Genomic DNA, 19,528 nt, shown 5'->3' on the forward strand with positions numbered 1-19,528 from the left:
GCCGTTACATCACTGCGGTTTCTTGCGACCAAAACCCGGGCGTTGACCGGAACCGGCCGGCGCGCCACGGCGCTTGCCCGAGGGCTCGTCCGCCACCAGTTTCAGGCCTGGGCGCTTGTTCGGCGCGGGCTTGGCTGGGCGCTTGGTGCTGGCGTTGTCGGCCGGGCGACCTGCGGGCGCACCGCGACCGGCTTCACCGCGATTACCGCGACCACCGCTTGGCGCTTCGCCACGGCCGGCAGGACGCGGCGTGCGTGGCGCACGTTCGCCTTCCTGACGCGATGGCGCGGTTGGACGACGCTCGCCTTCAATGTGCGGCTCACGGGAAATCCGCCCGCCGGTAGCCGGTGCATCCAGCGCTGGGCGCAGGGTGCGGGCAACGCGTTCGGTGCGGGCCACCGGGCGCGACGATTTACGCTGCATGCGTTCGAGCTTGTCTTTGCTCTTGGCGTTCATCTGCGGCATCGCGACCGGCGTCAGGCCGACTTCGGCGCTGAGGATGTCGACTTCGTACTGGCTCATTTCGCGCCAGCGGCCCATCGGCAGGTCGGAGTTGAGAAACACCGGACCGAAGCGCACGCGCTTCAGGCGGCTGACCACCAGGCCCTGGGATTCCCACAGGCGACGCACTTCACGGTTGCGACCTTCCATCACCACGCAGTGGTACCAGTGGTTGAAACCTTCGCCGCCGGGTGCTTGCTTGATGTCGGTGAACTTGGCCGGGCCGTCTTCGAGGACGACGCCCGCTTTCAAGCGTTCGATCATCTCGTCATCGACTTCACCACGCACACGCACGGCGTATTCGCGGTCCATCTCGTAGGACGGGTGCATCAGGCGGTTGGCCAGCTCACCGTCGGTGGTGAACATCAGCAAGCCGGTGGTGTTGATGTCGAGACGGCCGATGTTGATCCAACGGCCTTCTTTGGGCTTTGGCATCTTGTCGAACACGGTCGGACGGCCTTCCGGGTCGTCACGGGTGCAGATCTCGCCATCGGGCTTGTTGTACATGATCACGCGGCGCACCGATTCGGCGGCCTCTTCACGCTTGATGACCTTGCCATCAATGGTGATTGCATCGTGCAGGTCGACGCGCTGGCCAAGGGTGGCCTCGACGCCGTTGACCTTGATGCGCTTCTGGGTGATCCAGGCTTCGACGTCGCGGCGCGAGCCCACGCCGATACGCGCCAGCACCTTTTGCAGTTTTTCGCCTGCTGGGCCGATTTCCTGGCTGTCGTTCTGGTCTTTATCGTTCATCTTAAGCACCTCCCGGTGGGTCGATTCAGGCGTGGCCTGAAGAGTGTTGAAAGCGGGGCTTTGGCCGAATACATCGGCAAAGGGTCGCGAATCATACGCGCATGGCGCGCGTTGCGCATCAGAGGCTAGTCGATAAGTGCCGAGTCGGTGGTTTTTCCGCCGACCGGTGGTGCCCACCGGCTGTAGGAGCGAGCTTGCTCGCGAAAATCGTCAACGATAACGCGGGGAATCTGGTTGTCGGCGGTGCTCTTGGTTTTTTCGCGAGCAAGCTCGCTCCTACAAGGTGGGCGTCAGTCGTCGAGCTGACGGCGCTCGGCCTCGATCGCTTCGGCCAGGGCACGGGCTTCGTCCTCTTCGTCGCTCAGCGGCGGCTGTTCGAGGGCGGCGACGGCAGCCAGGAGTTTTTCGCGGGCTTGGGCGACGCCGAGAATGTCTTCCTCAGGTTCCGCTTCGGGCTCTGGCTCGACTTCAACATTCACCTGGCTTTCGGGCTCGGCCGCGCCATCACGCAGCAAGTCATCGAAGTCGGTCTTGATCCCCTGCTCCATGTCGTCCAGTTCCAGCAACAAGGTATGGAAACTGGTTTCGTCCTTCGGTTCTTCCGGCTCGGCCGTGGCATCGGCCAGTTCCTGCAGGCTCGCCGGGACCGGGGCGTCGTCGAAGTCGAGTTCCGGCTCGGTTTCCATCTCGCGCAATTCGGCCAAGGGCGGCAGGTCGTCGAGGTTTTTCAGGTTGAAGTGGTCGAGGAACACCTTGGTGGTGGCGAACATCGCCGGTTTGCCGGGCACGTCGCGGTAACCGACGATGCGAATCCACTCGCGCTCCAGCAACGTCTTGACGATATGGCTGTTGACCGCCACGCCGCGCACGTCCTCGATTTCACCGCGAGTGATCGGCTGGCGATAGGCGATCAGTGCCATGGTTTCCAGCATCGCCCGGGAATAACGCTGCGGGCGTTCTTCCCACAAGCGGCCGACCCATGGGGAAAACTTCTCACGTATCTGCAGGCGATAACCCGACGCCACTTCGCGCAGTTCAAAGGCGCGGCCGTCGCAGGACTTGCGCAGGATCTCCAGGGCTTTCTTGAAGACCGGCGGTTCAGGACGTTCGGCCTCTTCAAAGAGTTCGAACAGGCGCTCCAGGGATTGCGGCTTACCCGAGGCCAGAAGAAAGGCCTCCAGCAGCGGGGCCAGTTCGCGGGGTTCAGTCAGATTCATCGATTCAGCTCGTTATTCGGCTCGCGCCCGCACGTGGATAGCCGCAAAAGGCTCATTCTGGACCAGCTCGACCAAGGATTCCTTGACCAGCTCAAGGATCGCCATAAAGGTCACCACCACCCCCAGGCGCCCCTCTTCGGCGGTGAACAGCTCGACAAACGGCACAAAACCGCCGCCTTTGAGGCGTTCGAGCACATCGCTCATGCGCTCGCGAGTCGACAACGCCTCGCGGCTGACCTGGTGGTGTTCAAACATGTCGCCACGGCGCAGTACCTCGGCCATCGACATCAGCAACTCTTCCAGGCTCACGTCCGGCAACAGCTTGCGCGCCCGGGCTTCCGGCGCATCGAGCTTGGGCACCACCACATCGCGGCCCACGCGGCTGAGGCCGTCGATGCCTTCGGCGGCGGCCTTGAAGCGTTCGTACTCCTGCAGGCGTCGGATCAGTTCGGCGCGCGGGTCGTCCTCTTCGGCCTCGATCGTCTCCGAGCGCGGCAACAGCATGCGCGACTTGATCTCGGCGAGCATCGCGGCCATCACCAGGTACTCGGCGGCCAGTTCCAGGCGCACCGACTGCATCAGCTCGACATAGCCCATGTACTGGCGGGTGATTTCCGCCCCCGGGGTGTCAAGGATGTTGATGTTCTGCTTGCGGATCAGGTACAGCAGCAAGTCCAGCGGGCCTTCGAAGGCCTCGAGGAACACTTCAAGGGCATCCGGCGGGATGTACAGGTCCAGCGGCATTTCCATGACCGCCTGGCCATACACCATGGCAAACGGCAGTTCCTGCTGGGCGCCGGCCTGGCTGTCGACGGTTTCCACGGCCGACATTCAGGCCTCGGCCATAAACGGCGCAGGGTCGCCGCAGCCGACGCGGATCACTTCGGGGTCGCCGTCGGCCAGGTTGATCACGGTGGATGCCTTGCCGCCGCCGAAACCACCGTCGATGATCAGGTCGACGTGTTTTTCCAACAGTTGGCGCATTTCGTAAGGGTCTTCCAGCGGTTCGGTGGCGCCGGGCATGATCAGCGACACGCTCATCAGCGGCTCGCCCAACTCGGCCAGCAGCGCCAGGGCAATCGGGTGTTCCGGCACGCGCAGGCCGATGGTGCGCTTCTTCGGATGCAGCAGCAGGCGCGGCACTTCGCGGGTGGCGTTGAGAATAAAGGTGTACGGCCCCGGCGTGTGGGCCTTGAGCAGGCGGAAGGTGCCGGTGTCGACCTTGGCGAACAGGCCCAGTTGGGACAGGTCGCTGCAGATCAGCGCGAAGTTGTGCTTGTCGTCCAACTGACGCAGGCGTCTGACACGCTCGACTGCGTTTTTGTCGCCGATCTGACAACCGATGGCGTAGGACGAATCCGTTGGATAGATCACCACGCCACCGGCGCGAATGATCTCCACGGCCTGTTTGATCAGGCGTGGCTGAGGGTTTTCCGGATGAATCTGGAAGAATTGACTCACGTGCTCTACCTGTTCAGACGGTGGCAATAATGGGGTCATGCTTGAATCGCCCCCACAAAAGCGGCAAGTCTTCCGGGACCGGGCGATATTCGCCGATCTCGGACCAGCCGCCTGGGCCATGAAAGTCACTGCCGGCGCTGACCAGCAGACCAAATTCACGGGCAAGAATCGCCAGGCTGCCGACCTGTTCGGCGGGTTGATGCCCGTTGACCACTTCAATTGCGTGGCCGCCCGCACCAATATAGTCGCCAATCAGCTTGCGACGCTTGCTGCGGGTGAAATCGTAATGCCAGGGATGTGCCAGGCTGACCCAGGCCCCGGAGGCCCGCAGGGTCTCGACGGTGTCGTCCAAGGTCGGCCAGTGCTGCTTGACGTCGCCCAGCTTGCCGGCGCCCAGCCATTTGCGAAAGGCTTCGGCGCGGTCCCGGACAAACCCTTCGCGCACCATCCAATCGGCGAAATGCGGCCGGGCCGGTGCGTTGCCGCTGTCGCCCAGTTCCTGCTGGATGGCCCGGGCGCCGTCGAGGGCGTTGGACATGCCTTTGAGGCCGAGCTTGCGGCTTATTTCTTCGGAGCGCAGCCAGCGGCCATCGCGCAATTGGGCGACGGCCTCCACCAGCGGCGGGGCTTTTTGGTCGAAACCGTAGCCAAGCACATGAATGGTGGCGCCACCCCAGGTGCAGGACAATTCCACGCCGTTGACCAGTTGCATACCCAGGGCCTGGGCGGCTTCGCGCGCTTCGTCGAGGCCTTCGAGGGTATCGTGGTCGGTCAACGACAGGACTCGCACGCCTTTTTCAAACGCACGCGCAACCAGCACCGCGGGCGCCAGGGCGCCATCGGAGGCCGTGCTGTGGCAGTGCAAATCAACATTCACGGAAGTGTGTAACCTCAAGTCAGGTGGCGCTTTCGCTACCAAGGATGTTTGTTATTATGCCGCCACATCCAGCTTCTGGCTCTTACTGTGAAACAATTCATCGACTTCATCCCGCTGTTGCTGTTTTTCATCGTTTACAAACTCGACCCCAGGGTCATCGATCTCGCCGGCCATGAACTGACCTTCGGAGGCATCTACAGCGCCACCGCCGTGCTGATCATCAGCTCCATCGTGGTCTACGGCGCCATCTTCATCTCCCAGCGCAAACTCGAAAAAAGCCAATGGCTGACCCTGGTCGCCTGCCTGGTCTTCGGCAGCCTGACCCTGGCTTTCCACAGCGAAACCTTCCTTAAATGGAAAGCCCCGGTGGTGAACTGGCTGTTCGCCCTGGCATTTATCGGCAGCCACTTCATTGGCGACCGCCTGTTGATCAAGCGGATCATGGGCCACGCCCTGACCCTGCCGGAGCCGGTATGGACCCGCCTGAACATGGCCTGGATCGTGTTTTTCCTGTTCTGCGGCGCCGCCAACCTGTTCGTGGCCTTCACCTTCCAGGACTACTGGGTCGACTTCAAGGTGTTCGGCAGTCTGGGCATGACCTTATTGTTCCTGGTCGGCCAAGGCATCTACCTGTCGCGCCACCTGCATGACACCGAACCCACTTCGCCGAAAACCGAGGACTGACATGCTCTACGCCATCATTGCCACCGACGTTGCCAACTCGCTGGAAAAACGCCTCTCCGCGCGCCCGGCCCACGTCGAGCGCCTGAAAGTACTGCAGGCCGAAGGCCGCATCGTGTTGGCCGGCCCGCTCCCGGCGATCGACAGCAACGACCCGGGCGACGCCGGTTTCACCGGTAGCCTGATCGTTGCCGAGTTCGCGTCCCTGGCCGATGCCCAGGCCTGGGCCAAGGCCGATCCGTATGTAGCGGCCGGCGTCTACGCGGACGTGGTGATCAAACCGTTCAAGCAAGTCCTGCCTTGACCCCGGTTGCGCCGAACCAATTCGGTTCGGCGCACTCCTAATTGCTCATTATTCTGGGTAACCTGCCGACAACGTTCTGAATATTCGTGTGGAATCAGGAGTTCCGATGCGCTTACGTCAGTTGTGTCTGTTGGCAGTGTTAATGATCGGGGCTACGGCCCACGCTGAAGAAACCTCAAGCACCGGCAGTTCTACGCCCCTGTCCTTGAGCGCCGGCAGCCAGATCACCGAATTGCAGCAACGCTTGAAAGAAAGCGAACGGCTGCGTGAAGAACTGAGCAAGCAACTGCAAACCACGGATTCTGCGCGTGAAAGTGCCCAGTTGAGTCGCTTGCGCCAAGAGAACCAACGCCTGGCCCAGCAACTCAAAGAGGCACAGGGCGGCGGCTTGACCCGATGGCTGACCGAGCAGCAGCAGTGGTTTGTCACCGGCGCGGCCGTCGCGCTGATCGCCTTGCTGTGCGGGATCTTCGCCAGCGGTGGGCACCGTCGCCGTCGACAATGGCTAAATTGAGTGAGTCATGAGCGAGCTGTTACTGATAGATGATGACCAGGAGCTCTGCGAGCTGCTGACCAGTTGGTTGGGCCAGGAAGGCTTCCAGGTGCGCGCCTGCCACGACGGCTTGAGCGCCCGCAAAGCCTTGGCCGACAGCGCCCCGGCGGCCGTGGTGCTCGACGTGATGTTGCCCGACGGCAGCGGCCTGGAGCTGCTCAAGCAATTGCGCAACGACCATCCGGAGTTGCCGGTGCTGATGCTGTCGGCCCGGGGCGAGCCGCTGGACCGCATCCTCGGCCTGGAACTGGGCGCCGACGATTACCTGGCCAAGCCCTGTGACCCGCGGGAACTGACTGCCCGCCTGCGCGCGGTGCTGCGTCGCAGCCACCCGGCTGCCGTGTCGACCCAGCTGGAACTGGGCGACCTGTGCTTCAGCCCGGTGCGCGGCGTGGTCAGCATCGACAATCAGGAATTCACCCTCACCGTCTCCGAAAGCCGCCTGCTCGAAGCCTTGCTGCGCCAGCCCGGCGAACCGCTGGATAAACAGGAACTGGCGCAGATCGCCCTCGGCCGCAAGTTGACCCTCTACGATCGCAGCCTCGACATGCACGTCAGCAACCTGCGCAAGAAGATCGGCCCGCACCCGGATGGCCGGCCACGGATCGTGGCGCTGCGCAGCCGCGGCTACTACTACAGCCTCTGAACCCCGCGCCACACTGATCCCACCGTTGATCTGCTCGTTTCCAAGGGTTTTGTCAGCCGCCGCCAAAACCCTCTTTACCCAAGCTTTACCCACACCTGACCGCCGCTGACCTTGATCTCCGTAATCTACTCACATCCGGACTCACCGGAATAGAGACAGGAGAATCACCATGCGCAAGACCCTAATCGCTCTGATGTTCGCCGCTGCCCTGCCCACCGTTGCCATGGCGGCAATGCCCGAAGGCCCAGGCCCGATGGGCGGCCCAGAAGGCCACATGATGATGGGTGGCCCAGGCCACGGCGGTGAACACGGTCCGCGTGGCAAAGGTGGCCCGCTCAGCCAGCTGGACTTGAGCAAGGAACAGCGCGAGCAAATTGGCAAGCTGATGGGTGGCCAATGGCAGGCTCGCAAAGACCTGGTCAAAAAGTATCTGGACAAACTCCCGGCTGCTGACCAGAAAGCCATGCAAGATGAAATCGCCGCCGGCAAGCAGAAAACCCAGGCCGATATCCGTGCCGTACTCAAGCCTGACCAGCAGAAGAAATTCGACGAGATCGTCAAGAAACAGGAACAACGCCGCGCCGAATGGAAGGAATTCCAGGCCTGGAAAGCGCAGCAGCCGCAAAAAGCGCAATAATGCGTTAGCTTCACTGCCCCAGCCCAGCGGTTCGCGCCGCTGGGCTTTTCCTGTTTGAGGGTTTCCTGTGCGTTCATTGTTCTGGCGCATCCTGGCCAGTTTCTGGCTGGCTATCGCCTTGGTTGCCGGGCTGTCGATCCTGCTTGGGCATATGCTCAACCAGGACGCCTGGATTCTCAGCCGCCACCCCGGTCTCAATAACCTGGCCGAAGAGTGGACCCAACTCTACGAAACCCAGGGCGAGGACGCCGCCCAAGACTTGCTGCAACAGCGCAAGCGTCAGTATCACATTGACGTGCAAGTACTCAACGAAAGCGGCGAGCCCGTGGTACGCGGCACCTTTCCGCGCCGCGCCGCCGCCTTCGAAGCCCGGCAGAACGACAGCAAGGACGGCCACCTGCCCTGGCGGCGCCTGACCGCCGAGTACACCAGCGAAAAGACCGGCGACACCTACCTGCTGATCTATCGCATCCCCCACCCGGAGCTGGACGCCTGGCACCGCAGCAGCCTGATGTGGCCGTTGAGCGCATTGGCGATTGCCCTGGTGGTGCTGACCCTGTTCAGCCTGCTGGTGACACTGTCCATCACCCGCCCCTTAAGCCGCCTGCGTGGCGCGGTACACGACCTCGGCCAGGCCACCTACCAGCAGAACAGCCTGGCGCAACTGGCCAACCGCCGCGATGAGTTCGGCGTACTCGCCACCGACTTCAACCGCATGGGCGCACGCTTGCAGAGCCTGATCGGCAGCCAGCGCCAGCTGCTGCGAGACGTGTCCCACGAACTGCGCTCGCCCCTGGCCCGCCTGCGTATCGCCCTGGCCCTGGCCGAGCGGGCCGGCCCCGAGGAACGGGAAAGACTCTGGCCGCGCCTGACCCGCGAGTGCGACCGCCTGGAAGCACTGATCAGCGAAATCCTGGTGCTGGCCCGGGTCGATGCCGACAACGCCAGTGCCGAAGACGTCGACCTCATCCCGCTGCTCAAGACCCTGCAAAAGGACGCTCAGCTCAGCGCGCCGGACCAAGTGGTGCAACTGAGCGCCGATCCCGACCTGCGCCTCAAAGGCTGGCCGACCATGATCGAACGCGCCGTGGATAACCTGTTGCGCAATGCCCAGCGCTTCAACCCGCCCGGCCAACCGATCGAGTTGCAGGCGCGCCGCCTGGGCGAACGCATTCTGATCAGCGTACGCGACCACGGCCCCGGCGTCGAAGCCGAGCACCTGAGCCAACTGGGCGAGCCGTTCTACCGCGCCCCCGGCCAAACGGCGCAGGGCCACGGCCTGGGCCTGGCGATTGCACGGCGCGCAGCGGAACGGCATGGCGGCAACCTGATCCTGGCCAATCATCCCGATGGCGGTTTCAGCGCCAGTATCGAGCTGCCATTGACGCCGGGAGTTGTCACACCGGTGTGATGATCTTCTATAGTGGCCCTTCTCTTATGGAGGGCCTTCGATGACTGACCTGCTGACTCCCATCCAAGCCGCACTCGATCTACCGCGCACCCCGCTGACCTCGACCGGGGCCGGCGCCCTGCCGTCGATCTTCGCCGTGAGCGACCTGGCCTGCGCCAGCATCGGCGCCGCCGGCCAGGCAGTTGCCCAACTCATCCTGCAACAGACCGGGCGCTTGCCCAGCGTGAGCGTGGACCGACGCCTCGCGTCTTTCTGGTTCTCGTCTTCGATCCGCCCCACAGGCTGGCAAGTACCGCCACTGTGGGACCCGGTGGCCGGCGACTATGCCAGCGCCGACGGCTGGATTCGCTTGCACACCAACGCGCCGCATCACCGTGCTGCTGCCGAGCGGGTGCTGGGCCACGTCGCTGACCGTGCCGGGATGGCGAGCAAGGTCGTCGCGTGGAACGCTGCCGAGCTGGAGCAGGCGATTGTCGATGCCGGCGGTTGTGCCGCGCAGATGCGGTCGTGGCAGGCCTGGCAGCAACATCCCCAAGGCTTGGCGGTGAATGCCGAGCACCTGGTTCAGCGCCAAACCTTTGAACCCACCGCCAACAGGCTCTGGCGCGGCTCGGCGGCTCGCCCGCTGGCCGGCCTCAAAGTGCTGGACCTGACCCGCGTGCTGGCCGGCCCCGTGGCCAGTCGTTTTCTCGCCGGGTTGGGCGCGGACGTGTTGCGCATCGACTCGCCGACCTGGAACGAGCCGGGCGTAGTGCCGGAAATGACCCTGGGCAAACGCTGTGCGCGCCTGGACCTGAAAACCGCCGCAGACCGCCAGGTTTTCGAAGGGTTGCTCAAAGACACCGACATCCTGTTCCACGGTTACCGCGCCGATGCCCTCGAGCAATTGGGCTACACCGCCCACGCATTGCAACAGCTCGCCCCCGGCCTGATCGACGTGAGCCTCAACGCCTATGGCTGGAGCGGCCCGTGGCGCAATCGCCGGGGCTTCGACAGCCTGGTGCAGATGAGCTGCGGCATCGCCGACGCGGGCATGGCCTGGAAACACACGGATAAACCTGTGCCGCTGCCGTTGCAGGCGCTGGATCACGCCACCGGCTACTTGATGGCGGCCAGCGCGATCCAGGCCCTGCGCGAGCGCTTGGCGTCCGGCCGTGGCGGCTCGGCGCGATTATCGTTGGCGCGCACGGCAAAATGCTTGATGGAGGCCGGGCCGGTTCCGGAGCAACCGGCATTGCGGGCCGAAGCCCTCGAAGACCAGGGGCTGGTGGTGGAGCAAACCGCCTGGGGACCGGCGCACCGATTGCTCGCGCCGCTGACCATCAGCGGCACACCGTTGCAGTGGGATTTGCCGGCAGGGGAATTGGGGTCGCACCGGCCTCGCTGGTGACCTGAGACCGCCATCGCGGGCGTGCCCGCGATGAGGCCCACACGATCAAGCCACCCGGCTCATAACGACAACACTCCGCTATACAGCCCATACGCCGCCAACCCCGCGCCCGCAATCACACAGGCGAAAATGCCTTTTTCCACATGGGTAAACAACGGCAGGCCCTGCTCGCGCTTGGCCAGGGCAAACAGCACCACGCCCGGCGCATACAGCAACGCCGACAGCAGCAAGTACTTCAGGCCCCCGGCGTACAGCAGCCACACCGCGTAGCCCAATGCAATCAAGCCCACCAGCAGATCTTTCAGACGCTGGCGCTGGGCACCTTCGTAGGTTTCCCCGCGCCCGCTCAACAACACCGCGTAGGCTGCCGACCACAGGTAAGGCACCAGGATCATGGATGAAGCCAGGTAAATCAGGGTGGTGTAGGTGCTTTCGGAAAACAGCGTGATCACCAGGAATATCTGGATCATCACATTGGTCAGCCACAGCGCATTGACCGGCACCTGATTGGCGTTTTCCTTTTTCAGGAAGGCCGGCATGGTCTTGTCATGGGCCGTGGCGTAGAGGATTTCCGCGCAGAGCAGCGCCCATGACAACAACGCGCCCAGCAGCGATACCGCCAAACCGATACTGATCAGCAGCGCGCCCCAGGGACCGACGATGTGCTCCAGCACGCCGGCCAGGGACGGGTTCTGCAATTGCGCCAGTTCCGCCTGGCTCATGATCCCCAGGGACAGCAGATTCACCAGCACCAGCAGCGCCAGCACACCGAGAAACCCGATCACCGTGGCCCGGCCCACGTCCGAGCGTTTCTGCGCCCGCGCCGAGTACACGCTGGCGCCCTCGATGCCGATGAATACGAACACCGTGACCAGCATCATGTTGCGCACCTGATTCATCACACTGCCGAAATGCGGCTTGCCCAGGCCCCAGATGTCGGCGGTGAAGACATCGGCCTTGAACGCCACGCCGGCGATGACCACGAACATCAACAGCGGCACGAGCTTGGCCACGGTGGTGATCTGGTTGATGAACGCCGCCTCCTTGATCCCGCGCATCACCAGAAAATGCACGGCCCACAGCAACACCGAGGCGCAGCCGATGGCCACTGGCGTATTGCCCTCACCGAATACCGGGAAAAAATAGCCAAGGGTGCTGAACAGCAACACGAAGTAGCCGACGTTGCCCATCCACGCACTGATCCAGTAACCCCAGGCAGACGAGAAGCCCATGTAGTCGCCAAAACCGGCCTTGGCGTAGGCATACACCCCGGAATCCAGCTCGGGTTTGCGGTTGGCCAGGGTCTGGAACACAAATGCCAGGGTCAGCATGCCCACGGCGGTGATCGCCCAGCCGATCAATACCGCGCCGACTTCCGCGCGCGCGGCCATGTTTTGTGGCAGGGAAAAAATCCCGCCGCCGATCATGGAGCCCACCACCAGGGCGATCAAGGCGCTGAGTCGAAGCTTTTCAGACGATTGCGACATGAATTCTCCAGAATTAAAAGAACCACCGTGTACTCAACTAATTTACGCAGGCGCGTTAGCGTTTATCAGATATCGCGAATAAAACGCAGGCTCTAATAACCCAAAGGCATGTCAAACAACAGAGTTTAGTCAAATTTATAAATTAAATAAGTATTGAACTTTAAGGTTTTGAGCGTCTTGCCAAGCCGGCCCGGAAAAAGTTTGCACATTCACCAAAAGGGACTAGCTTGAAACGTCCCGGCAATTGGGAAACCTTAATAATAAAAAAGCGCATAGAGGCTCTACGACGAGCGCCTTGGCGGCACTATCGCGCGCACGGAATTTTCACTCTAAGTCATTAATTCACAATGGAATGTGCCAATGATGTGATCTAAGTCAGCTGTTTGATTAGCGCACGGAATTATTCTGTGGTCTCTCTTCTCCTGCATTGGAGTCATGCAATGTCTGAATCTGCCGGAAAACTTCGACTTGGCGCACTGGTTGCACTTGTCGTGGGTTCAATGATTGGCGGCGGGATCTTCTCTCTGCCGCAAAACATGGCGGCCAGCGCCGATGTCGGCGCCGTCCTGATTGGCTGGGTGATTACGGCTGTAGGCATGTTGACCCTGGCGTTTGTGTTCCAGACCCTGGCTAACCGCAAACCCGATCTCGACGGCGGCGTATATGCCTACGCCAAGGCCGGCTTCGGCGACTACATGGGCTTCTCGTCCGCCTGGGGTTACTGGATCAGCGCCTGGCTGGGCAACGTCGGCTACTTCGTGCTCTTGTTCAGCACCCTCGGCTACTTCTTCCCGATCTTTGGCGAGGGCAACACCCCGGCCGCGGTGATTGGCGCTTCGGTGCTGCTGTGGGCCGTGCATTTCCTGGTATTGCGCGGGATCAAGGAAGCGGCGTTCATCAACCTGGTGACCACCGTCGCCAAGGTCGTGCCGCTGGTGCTGTTCGTGCTGATCGCCGTATTCGCGTTCAAGCTGGATATCTTCACCGCTGACATCTGGGGCCTGAAAAACCCGGACCTGGGCAGCGTGATGAACCAAGTGCGCAACATGATGCTGGTCACCGTGTGGGTGTTCATCGGCATCGAAGGCGCAAGCATCTTCTCGGCGCGGGCCGAAAAACGCAGCGACGTGGGCAAGGCCACTGTGATCGGCTTTATCACCGTGTTGCTGTTCCTGATGCTGGTTAACGTGCTGTCCCTGGGCATCATGACCCAACCGGAACTGGCCAAGCTGCAGAACCCGTCGATGGCTGCCGTGCTGGAGCACGTCGTGGGCCACTGGGGCGCCGTGTTGATCAGCGTCGGCCTGGTCATCTCGCTGCTCGGCGCGCTGCTGTCGTGGGTGTTGCTGTGTGCGGAGATCATGTTCGCCGCCGCCAAGGACCACACCATGCCGGAGTTCCTGCGCCGCGAGAACGCCAACCACGTGCCGGCCAATGCCCTGTGGCTGACCAACGCTCTGGTCCAGGTGTTCCTGGTGATTACCCTGTTTTCCGCCAGCACGTACCTGTCGCTGATCTACCTCGCCACCTCGATGATCCTGGTGCCTTACCTGTGGTCGGCAGCTTATGCGCTGCTGCTGGCGGTACGTGGCGAGACCTACGAAAACGCCCCGGCCGAGCGCAGAAAGGACCTGATCATCGGCGCGATCGCGCTGATCTATGCGGTCTGGCTGCTCTACGCCGGCGGTACCAAATACCTGCTGCTCTCCGCCCTGCTCTATGCCCCTGGCGCGATTCTGTTCGCCAAGGCCAAGCATGAACTGGGCAAACCGATTTTCACCAACGTCGAGAAGCTGATTTTCGCTGCGGTGGTCGTTGGCGCCCTGGTGGCTGCCTATGGCCTCTACGCCGGCTTCCTGACTATGTAATTGTTGCTCACTGGAGGATCTGTAATGACCACGGAAAAAGTGAAGTACGGCGTACATTCCGAAGCCGGCAAACTGCGTAAAGTCATGGTGTGCTCCCCAGGTTTGGCCCACCAGCGGCTGACCCCCAACAACTGCGATGAACTGCTGTTCGATGATGTGCTGTGGGTGGCCCAGGCCAAGCGCGACCATTTCGACTTTGTCACCAAGATGCGCGAACGGGACATTGATGTGCTGGAAATGCACAACCTGTTGACCGATATCGTCGCCATCCCCGAAGCCCTGGACTGGATTCTGGAACGCAAGATCACCGCCAACCAGGTCGGCCTCGGCCTGATCAACGAAGTCGGCTCGTGGCTGCGCAGCCTGGAGCCGCGCAAAATCGCCGAGTTCCTGATCGGTGGCGTGTCGGCCGATGACCTGCCGGACAGCTTCGGTGGCAAGACCATCGAGATGTTCCGCGATTTCCTCGGCCACTCCAGCTTCATCCTGCCGCCGCTGCCGAACACCCAGTTCACCCGCGACACCACCTGCTGGATCTTTGGCGGCGTGACGCTGAACCCGATGTACTGGCCGGCGCGACGCCAGGAAACCCTGCTGGCCAGCGCCATCTACAAATTCCACCCCGAGTTCACCAACGCCGACTTCCAGATCTGGTACGGCGACCCGGACCAGGACCATGGCAACGCCACCCTCGAGGGCGGTGACGTCATGCCACTCGGCAACGGCGTGGTGTTGATCGGCATGGGCGAGCGTTCGTCGCGCCAGGCCATCGGCCAACTGGCGCTGAACCTGTTCAAGCACAAAGCCGTCGAGCGCGTCATCGTCGCCGGCCTGCCGAAATCCCGCGCCGCGATGCACTTGGATACCGTGTTCAGCTTCTGCGACCGCGACCTGGTCACCATCTTCCCCGAAGTGGTCAGCCAGATCGTCGCCTTCAGCCTGCGCCCGGACGACAGCAAGCCCGGTGGCATCGATGTGCGCCGTGAAGACGCAAGCTTCCTCGACGTGGTCGCCACCGCCCTCAAGCTCAAAACCCTGCGTGTGGTCGAAACCGGCGGCAACAGCTTCGCCGCCGAGCGCGAGCAGTGGGACGACGGCAACAACGTCGTGGCCCTGGAGCCTGGCGTAGTGATCGGCTACGACCGCAACACCTACACCAACACCCTGCTGCGCAAGTCCGGCGTGGAAGTCATCACCATCAGTGCCGGTGAACTCGGCCGTGGCCGTGGCGGCGGCCACTGCATGACCTGCCCGATCATCCGCGACCCTATCGACTATTAATTTCCAGGCCTTGGCCGCCGCCCACAAGGCGTCGGCCAAGGGGATAACCTGAACACAAGGAGATCCACCATGGCTTTCAATATGCGCAACCGCAGCCTGCTGTCGCTGATGCACCACACCAACCGCGAGCTGCACTACCTGCTGGACCTGTCCCGCGACCTCAAACGCGCCAAATACACCGGCACCGAGCGCGCGCACCTCAAGGGCAAGAACATCGCGCTGATCTTCGAAAAAACCTCGACCCGCACCCGCTGCGCCTTCGAAGTCGCGGCCCACGACCAGGGTGCCCACGTCACCTACATCGACCCGGTGTCGTCGCAGATCGGCCACAAAGAAAGCATGAAAGACACCGCCCGCGTCCTCGGTCGGATGTTCGACGCCATTGAATACCGTGGCTTCGAGCAGGAAATCGTCGAAGAACTGGCCAAGTTCGCCGGTGTGCCGGTGTTCAACGGCCTGACCGCCGAATTCCACCCGACCCAAATGATCGCCGACACCCTGACCATGCGCGAACACAGCGACAAGCCGCTGCATGACATCAGCTACGCCTACCTGGGCGACGCGCGCTACAACATGGGCAACTCGCTGCTGATGATCGGCGCCAAGCTGGGCATGGACGTGCGTATCGGCGCGCCGAAAGCCCTGTGGCCCCACGAAGACTTCATCAAACAGTGCCAGGCCTTTGCCGAAGAAAGCGGCGCGCGCATCACCATCACCGCAGACCCTCTTGAAGCGGTGAAGGGCGTGGACTTCATCCACACCGATATCTGGGTGTCCATGGGTGAGCCAGTGGAAGCGTGGGACGAGCGTATCGAGCAACTGCTGCCGTACCAGGTCAACGCCAAGATGATGAAAGCCTCGGGCAACCCCCGGGTGAAGTTCATGCACTGCCTGCCGGCGTTCCATAACAGCGAAACCAAGGTCGGCAAGGACATCGCCACGCGTTATCCGAACCTGGCCAATGGCGTGGAAGTGACCGAAGAGGTGTTTGAATCCCCGGCCAACATTGCCTTTGAACAGGCGGAAAACCGCATGCATACCATCAAGGCGATCCTGGTGTCGGCGTTGGCGGATATCTGATTTCGACACAACGCCTACTGTAGGAACACGGTCAAAATGTGGGAGGGGCGGTGCGACGATTCGACTTGCCCCCGATAGCGGTGTATCAGTCGACACAAGTATTGAATGTTAGCCCGCCATCGGGAGCAAGCGCCCTCCCACACTTAGTCCTGTGTTCACACGCTGAACTCTAGAAGGATTGCATTATGCGTATCGTCGTTGCACTGGGCGGTAACGCCCTGCTCCGCCGTGGTGAACCCATGACAGCGGACAACCAACGCGCCAATATCCGAATCGCCACCGAACAGATCGCCAAAATCCATTCCGGCAACGAACTGGTGATCGCCCACGGCAATGGCCCGCAAGTCGGCCTGCTGTCGTTGCAGGCAGCGGCCTACACCAGCGTCTCGCCGTACCCGCTGGACGTGCTCGGTGCCGAAACCGAAGGCATGATCGGTTACATCATCGAACAGGAACTGGGCAACCTGCTGGACTTCGAAGTCCCGTTTGCCACCCTGCTCACCCAGGTCGAAGTGGACGCCAACGACCCGGCCTTCAAAAAACCCAGCAAACCGATCGGCCCGGTGTACTCCCAGGCCGAAGCCGAGAAACTCGCCGCGGAGAAAGGCTGGACCATTGCCCCGGATGGCGATAAATACCGCCGCGTGGTGGCCAGCCCGCGGCCGAAACGCATCTTTGAAATTCGCCCGATCCAATGGCTGCTGGAGAAAGGCAGCATCGTGATCTGCGCCGGCGGTGGCGGTATCCCGACGATGTATGGCGAAGACGGCAAACTGCGCGGCATTGAAGCGGTCATCGACAAAGACCTGTGCTCATCGCTGCTGGCTTCGCAACTGGAAGCCGATTTGCTGGTGATCGCCACCGACGTCAACGCGGCGTTTATCGACTACGGCAAACCCACCCAGAAGGCTATCAGCCAGGCCCACCCGGACGACATGGAAAAACTCGGTTTCGCCGCCGGTTCCATGGGGCCCAAGGTCCAAGCGGCCTGCGAGTTCGCCCGCCAGACTGGCAAAACCGCAGTGATCGGTTCACTCTCGGACATCGAAGCCATCGTCCAGGGCACCGCCGGCACCCGTGTCAGCACAGCGACCCCTGGCATCCGTTATCTGTGAAGTTGAGGAGAAATGCCTATGGCTACCTTTGAACCCGGGCACTTGCACATCGAACGTCACGCGCTGAACGACAGCGACTACAGCTACAACCTGTGCATCGACTATGAAATCAGCCAGCACCCCAAGGAAGGCCAGGGGATGCTGTTCACCCTGCATGGTTCTGTGGAGGGCAAGGACCTCAAGGAAGAATTCTTCCTGCCCAAGGACCAGGCCTTCGACTTTGCCCGGCACGCGATGAATATCGCGCAGAAGTACGGGATGCCGAAGATCGCGACACTCAATGGCGAGATGCACAAGCAGTACGACTTGATGTTCGAAGATGTGCGGCATCAGTTGAATGTGAAGCCCGGCGACCCCGTCAACCCCGAACACCTTGCATAACTCGGTCCAAATGTGGGAGGGGCAAGTCGAATCGTCGCACCGCCCCTCCCCCATTTTTGATCTCCCCCCCTGTCTGGCATACTTGCCGCCTCTCGCTCCCCAGAATTGTCAGCCGCCCCATGCGTATCCACGTCAGCTTCATCGACCGCGTCGGCATTACCCAGGAAGTCCTGGCCTTGCTCGGTGGGCGCAATCTCAACCTGGACGCGGTCGAGATGGTGCCGCCCAACGTCTACATCGACGCGCCGACCCTGAGCGCCGAAGTCCTCGAAGAGCTGCGGGACGCGCTGTTCAGCGTCAACGGTGTGCAGGCAGTGACCGTGGTGGACATCCTCCCCGGCCAACGCCGCCACCTGCAACTCGACGCCCTGCTGGCGGCCATGACCGACCCGGTGCTGGCCCTGGACAGCGCGGGCAAGATCCTGCTGGCCAACCCGGCGTTGATCGCCTTGTACGGTCGCGAACCGGCCGGAGAAAGCATCAGCGAACTGTTCAACGATCCGGCCTTGCTCGACACCTTGCTGGAGCAAGGCTTTCGCTTGCCTCTGCGCGAGATCAGCGTCAACGGCCAGACCTTGCTGCTGGAGGCGACACCGATCACCGATGCCGGTGCCCTGCTCAGCCTCTACCAGCCCAACCGCATCGGCGAACAATTGTCGGCGCTGCACCACGACCATGCCGAAGGTTTCGATGCGCTGCTCGGCGAGTCGCCGGCGATCCGCACCCTCAAGGCGCGCGCGCAGCGTGTCGCGGTACTCGATGCGCCGCTGTTGATCCAGGGCGAGACCGGCACCGGCAAAGAGCTGGTGGCGCGGGCCTGCCACGCCATCAGCGCACGCTGCAGTGCGCCGTTCCTGGCGTTGAACTGCGCGGCGCTGCCGGAAAACCTCGCCGAAAGCGAACTGTTCGGCTACGCCCCCGGCGCCTTTACCGGGGCCCAGCGCGGCGGTAAGCCGGGGCTGATGGAACTGGCCAACCAGGGCACGGTGTTCCTCGATGAGATCGGCGAAATGTCGCCGTACCTGCAGGCCAAGCTGCTGCGCTTTCTCAACGACGGCAGCTTTCGCCGGGTAGGCGGCGACCGCGAAGTGAAGGTGAACGTGCGTATCCTCAGCGCCACCCACCGCGACCTGGAGAAGATGGTCGCCGAGGGCACCTTTCGCGAAGACCTGTTCTACCGCCTCAACGTCCTCAATGTCGAAGTGCCGCCCCTGCGCGAGCGCGGCCAGGACATCCTGCTGCTGGCGCGCTACTTCATGCAGCAGGCCTGCGCGCAGATCCAGCGCCCGGTCTGCCGCCTGGCCCCCGGCACTTACCCGGCCTTGCTCGGCAACCGCTGGCCGGGCAACGTGCGACAGTTGCAGAACGTGATCTTCCGCGCCGCCGCCATCTGCGAAAGCAGCCTGGTGGACATCGGCGACCTGGACATCGCCGGCACCTCGGTCGCACGTCAGAGCGACAGCGAAATCACCAGCCTGGAACAGGCCGTGGAAGACTTCGAACGCAGCCTGCTGGAGAAGCTCTACGCCAGCTACCCCTCGACCCGCCAGTTGGCAAGCCGCCTGCAAACCTCCCACACCGCTATCGCCCATCGCCTGCGCAAATACGGCATCCCCAACAAACCCTGATCTGGGCGCTGTCCACTGTAGGAGCGAGCTTGCTCGCGAAAAACCCAAGGGCACCGCGTTCATCCAGGCTTCCCACATCATCGTTGACGATCTTCGCGAGCAAGCTCGCGCCTACAGGGCTCGCATTCCCAATTGGGTCTGAGAACGACATCAACTGTACTGAAAGCGCTACAGCGTAACGATATCGCTACAACCCTGCTTTTTGCGCGCCATGCAAGGCTTTGATCCACATAGGCTTTTTTTCAAGCACCGAACTG

Annotated in this window: 19 protein-coding genes; 13 read left to right on the plus strand and 6 right to left on the minus strand. The window is 62.2% G+C overall.

What is annotated here, in order from left to right:
- Positions 1–9: 9 nt before the first annotated feature.
- The 5 genes from rluB to INT12_RS00180 form a co-directional block, all read right to left on the minus strand.
- Positions 10–1,254 (minus strand): 23S rRNA pseudouridine(2605) synthase RluB, encoded by a 1,245-nt coding sequence (rluB, locus tag INT12_RS00160; protein ID WP_017847162.1) that lies wholly within the window; start codon positions 1,252–1,254, stop codon positions 10–12.
- A 290-nt stretch (positions 1,255–1,544) separates the two neighbouring features.
- Positions 1,545–2,471, minus strand: a complete 927-nt coding sequence (gene scpB / locus INT12_RS00165; protein WP_046382275.1) for an SMC-Scp complex subunit ScpB — start codon at positions 2,469–2,471, stop codon at positions 1,545–1,547.
- A 12-nt stretch (positions 2,472–2,483) separates the two neighbouring features.
- Positions 2,484–3,242, minus strand: a complete 759-nt coding sequence (locus INT12_RS00170) for a segregation and condensation protein A (RefSeq protein WP_193058738.1) — start codon at positions 3,240–3,242, stop codon at positions 2,484–2,486.
- A 60-nt stretch (positions 3,243–3,302) separates the two neighbouring features.
- A complete protein-coding gene (locus INT12_RS00175) occupies positions 3,303–3,932 on the minus strand; it encodes an L-threonylcarbamoyladenylate synthase (RefSeq protein ID WP_017847159.1) in 630 nt (209 codons plus the stop codon).
- A 13-nt stretch (positions 3,933–3,945) separates the two neighbouring features.
- Positions 3,946–4,809 carry a PHP domain-containing protein gene (locus tag INT12_RS00180; RefSeq protein ID WP_026140053.1) on the minus strand — a complete coding sequence of 288 codons (864 nt, stop codon included), beginning with the start codon at positions 4,807–4,809 and terminating at the stop codon, positions 3,946–3,948.
- An 87-nt stretch (positions 4,810–4,896) separates the two neighbouring features.
- Between INT12_RS00180 and INT12_RS00185 the strand changes: the two genes are divergently transcribed.
- The 7 genes from INT12_RS00185 (at position 4,897) to INT12_RS00215 (ending at position 10,431) form a co-directional block, all read left to right on the plus strand.
- Positions 4,897–5,493, plus strand: a complete 597-nt coding sequence (locus INT12_RS00185) for a septation protein A (RefSeq protein ID WP_102617891.1) — start codon at positions 4,897–4,899, stop codon at positions 5,491–5,493.
- Position 5,494: 1 nt separating this feature from the next.
- A complete protein-coding gene (locus INT12_RS00190; protein WP_046382272.1) occupies positions 5,495–5,794 on the plus strand; it encodes a YciI family protein in 300 nt (99 codons plus the stop codon).
- A gap of 106 nt (positions 5,795–5,900) precedes the next feature.
- Positions 5,901–6,308 (plus strand): translation initiation factor 2, encoded by a 408-nt coding sequence (locus INT12_RS00195; protein WP_017847155.1) that lies wholly within the window; start codon positions 5,901–5,903, stop codon positions 6,306–6,308.
- 7 nt (positions 6,309–6,315) lie between these two features.
- The gene (locus INT12_RS00200) at positions 6,316–6,993 is read left to right on the plus strand and encodes a response regulator transcription factor (RefSeq protein WP_046382270.1); all 678 of its coding nucleotides are present in this window, start codon (positions 6,316–6,318) and stop codon (positions 6,991–6,993) included.
- A gap of 169 nt (positions 6,994–7,162) precedes the next feature.
- Positions 7,163–7,630, plus strand: a complete 468-nt coding sequence (locus INT12_RS00205) for an LTXXQ domain protein (RefSeq protein ID WP_046490095.1) — start codon at positions 7,163–7,165, stop codon at positions 7,628–7,630.
- A gap of 67 nt (positions 7,631–7,697) precedes the next feature.
- The gene (locus tag INT12_RS00210) at positions 7,698–9,041 is read left to right on the plus strand and encodes a sensor histidine kinase (RefSeq protein WP_169883603.1); all 1,344 of its coding nucleotides are present in this window, start codon (positions 7,698–7,700) and stop codon (positions 9,039–9,041) included.
- A 40-nt stretch (positions 9,042–9,081) separates the two neighbouring features.
- Positions 9,082–10,431 (plus strand): CoA transferase, encoded by a 1,350-nt coding sequence (locus tag INT12_RS00215; RefSeq protein WP_193040435.1) that lies wholly within the window; start codon positions 9,082–9,084, stop codon positions 10,429–10,431.
- Positions 10,432–10,490: 59 nt separating this feature from the next.
- Here INT12_RS00215 and arcD (INT12_RS00220) read toward each other — a convergent pair whose 3' ends face one another.
- Positions 10,491–11,918, minus strand: a complete 1,428-nt coding sequence (gene arcD, locus INT12_RS00220) for an arginine-ornithine antiporter (protein WP_046382266.1) — start codon at positions 11,916–11,918, stop codon at positions 10,491–10,493.
- Positions 11,919–12,358: 440 nt separating this feature from the next.
- On the opposite strand from arcD (INT12_RS00220), the gene arcD (INT12_RS00225) reads away from it, so the two are divergent.
- From arcD (INT12_RS00225) to INT12_RS00250, 6 genes are all read left to right on the plus strand, one after another.
- A complete protein-coding gene (gene arcD / locus INT12_RS00225; RefSeq protein WP_026140052.1) occupies positions 12,359–13,786 on the plus strand; it encodes an arginine-ornithine antiporter in 1,428 nt (475 codons plus the stop codon).
- Positions 13,787–13,810: 24 nt separating this feature from the next.
- The gene (arcA, locus tag INT12_RS00230) at positions 13,811–15,067 is read left to right on the plus strand and encodes an arginine deiminase (RefSeq protein WP_017847148.1); all 1,257 of its coding nucleotides are present in this window, start codon (positions 13,811–13,813) and stop codon (positions 15,065–15,067) included.
- Between the two features lie 69 nt (positions 15,068–15,136).
- A complete protein-coding gene (locus INT12_RS00235; RefSeq protein ID WP_193041125.1) occupies positions 15,137–16,147 on the plus strand; it encodes an ornithine carbamoyltransferase in 1,011 nt (336 codons plus the stop codon).
- Between the two features lie 185 nt (positions 16,148–16,332).
- Positions 16,333–17,262 (plus strand): carbamate kinase, encoded by a 930-nt coding sequence (gene arcC, locus INT12_RS00240; RefSeq protein WP_017847146.1) that lies wholly within the window; start codon positions 16,333–16,335, stop codon positions 17,260–17,262.
- An 18-nt stretch (positions 17,263–17,280) separates the two neighbouring features.
- Positions 17,281–17,643: a DUF5064 family protein gene (locus INT12_RS00245; protein ID WP_102617895.1), complete on the plus strand. Its 363-nt coding sequence runs from the start codon at positions 17,281–17,283 to the stop codon at positions 17,641–17,643.
- Positions 17,644–17,762: 119 nt separating this feature from the next.
- On the plus strand, positions 17,763–19,271 hold the full coding sequence (locus tag INT12_RS00250; RefSeq protein ID WP_017847144.1) for a sigma-54-dependent transcriptional regulator: 1,509 nt from the start codon (positions 17,763–17,765) through the stop codon (positions 19,269–19,271).
- The last annotated feature ends 257 nt before the right edge of the window (positions 19,272–19,528 follow it).

Origin of the sequence: Pseudomonas sp. K8 (assembly GCF_014889455.1) — a bacterium.
GTDB classification, from domain to species: Bacteria; Pseudomonadota; Gammaproteobacteria; order Pseudomonadales; family Pseudomonadaceae; genus Aquipseudomonas; species Aquipseudomonas veronii.

Bases quoted from the DNA above. Each gene is read 5' to 3' on its own strand.
- rluB (WP_017847162.1), bottom strand. From the start codon at position 1,254: ATGAACGATAAAGACCAGAACGACAGCCAGGAAATCGGCCCAGCAGGC.
- scpB (WP_046382275.1), bottom strand. From the start codon at position 2,471: ATGAATCTGACTGAACCCCGCGAACTGGCCCCGCTGCTGGAGGCCTTT.
- INT12_RS00170 (WP_193058738.1), bottom strand. From the start codon at position 3,242: ATGGTGTATGGCCAGGCGGTCATGGAAATGCCGCTGGACCTGTACATC.
- INT12_RS00190 (WP_046382272.1), top strand. From the start codon at position 5,495: ATGCTCTACGCCATCATTGCCACCGACGTTGCCAACTCGCTGGAAAAA.
- INT12_RS00195 (WP_017847155.1), top strand. From the start codon at position 5,901: ATGCGCTTACGTCAGTTGTGTCTGTTGGCAGTGTTAATGATCGGGGCT.
- INT12_RS00200 (WP_046382270.1), top strand. From the start codon at position 6,316: ATGAGCGAGCTGTTACTGATAGATGATGACCAGGAGCTCTGCGAGCTG.
- INT12_RS00205 (WP_046490095.1), top strand. From the start codon at position 7,163: ATGCGCAAGACCCTAATCGCTCTGATGTTCGCCGCTGCCCTGCCCACC.
- INT12_RS00215 (WP_193040435.1), top strand. From the start codon at position 9,082: ATGACTGACCTGCTGACTCCCATCCAAGCCGCACTCGATCTACCGCGC.
- arcD (WP_046382266.1), bottom strand. From the start codon at position 11,918: ATGTCGCAATCGTCTGAAAAGCTTCGACTCAGCGCCTTGATCGCCCTG.
- arcD (WP_026140052.1), top strand. From the start codon at position 12,359: ATGTCTGAATCTGCCGGAAAACTTCGACTTGGCGCACTGGTTGCACTT.
- arcA (WP_017847148.1), top strand. From the start codon at position 13,811: ATGACCACGGAAAAAGTGAAGTACGGCGTACATTCCGAAGCCGGCAAA.
- INT12_RS00235 (WP_193041125.1), top strand. From the start codon at position 15,137: ATGGCTTTCAATATGCGCAACCGCAGCCTGCTGTCGCTGATGCACCAC.
- arcC (WP_017847146.1), top strand. From the start codon at position 16,333: ATGCGTATCGTCGTTGCACTGGGCGGTAACGCCCTGCTCCGCCGTGGT.
- INT12_RS00245 (WP_102617895.1), top strand. From the start codon at position 17,281: ATGGCTACCTTTGAACCCGGGCACTTGCACATCGAACGTCACGCGCTG.
- INT12_RS00250 (WP_017847144.1), top strand. From the start codon at position 17,763: ATGCGTATCCACGTCAGCTTCATCGACCGCGTCGGCATTACCCAGGAA.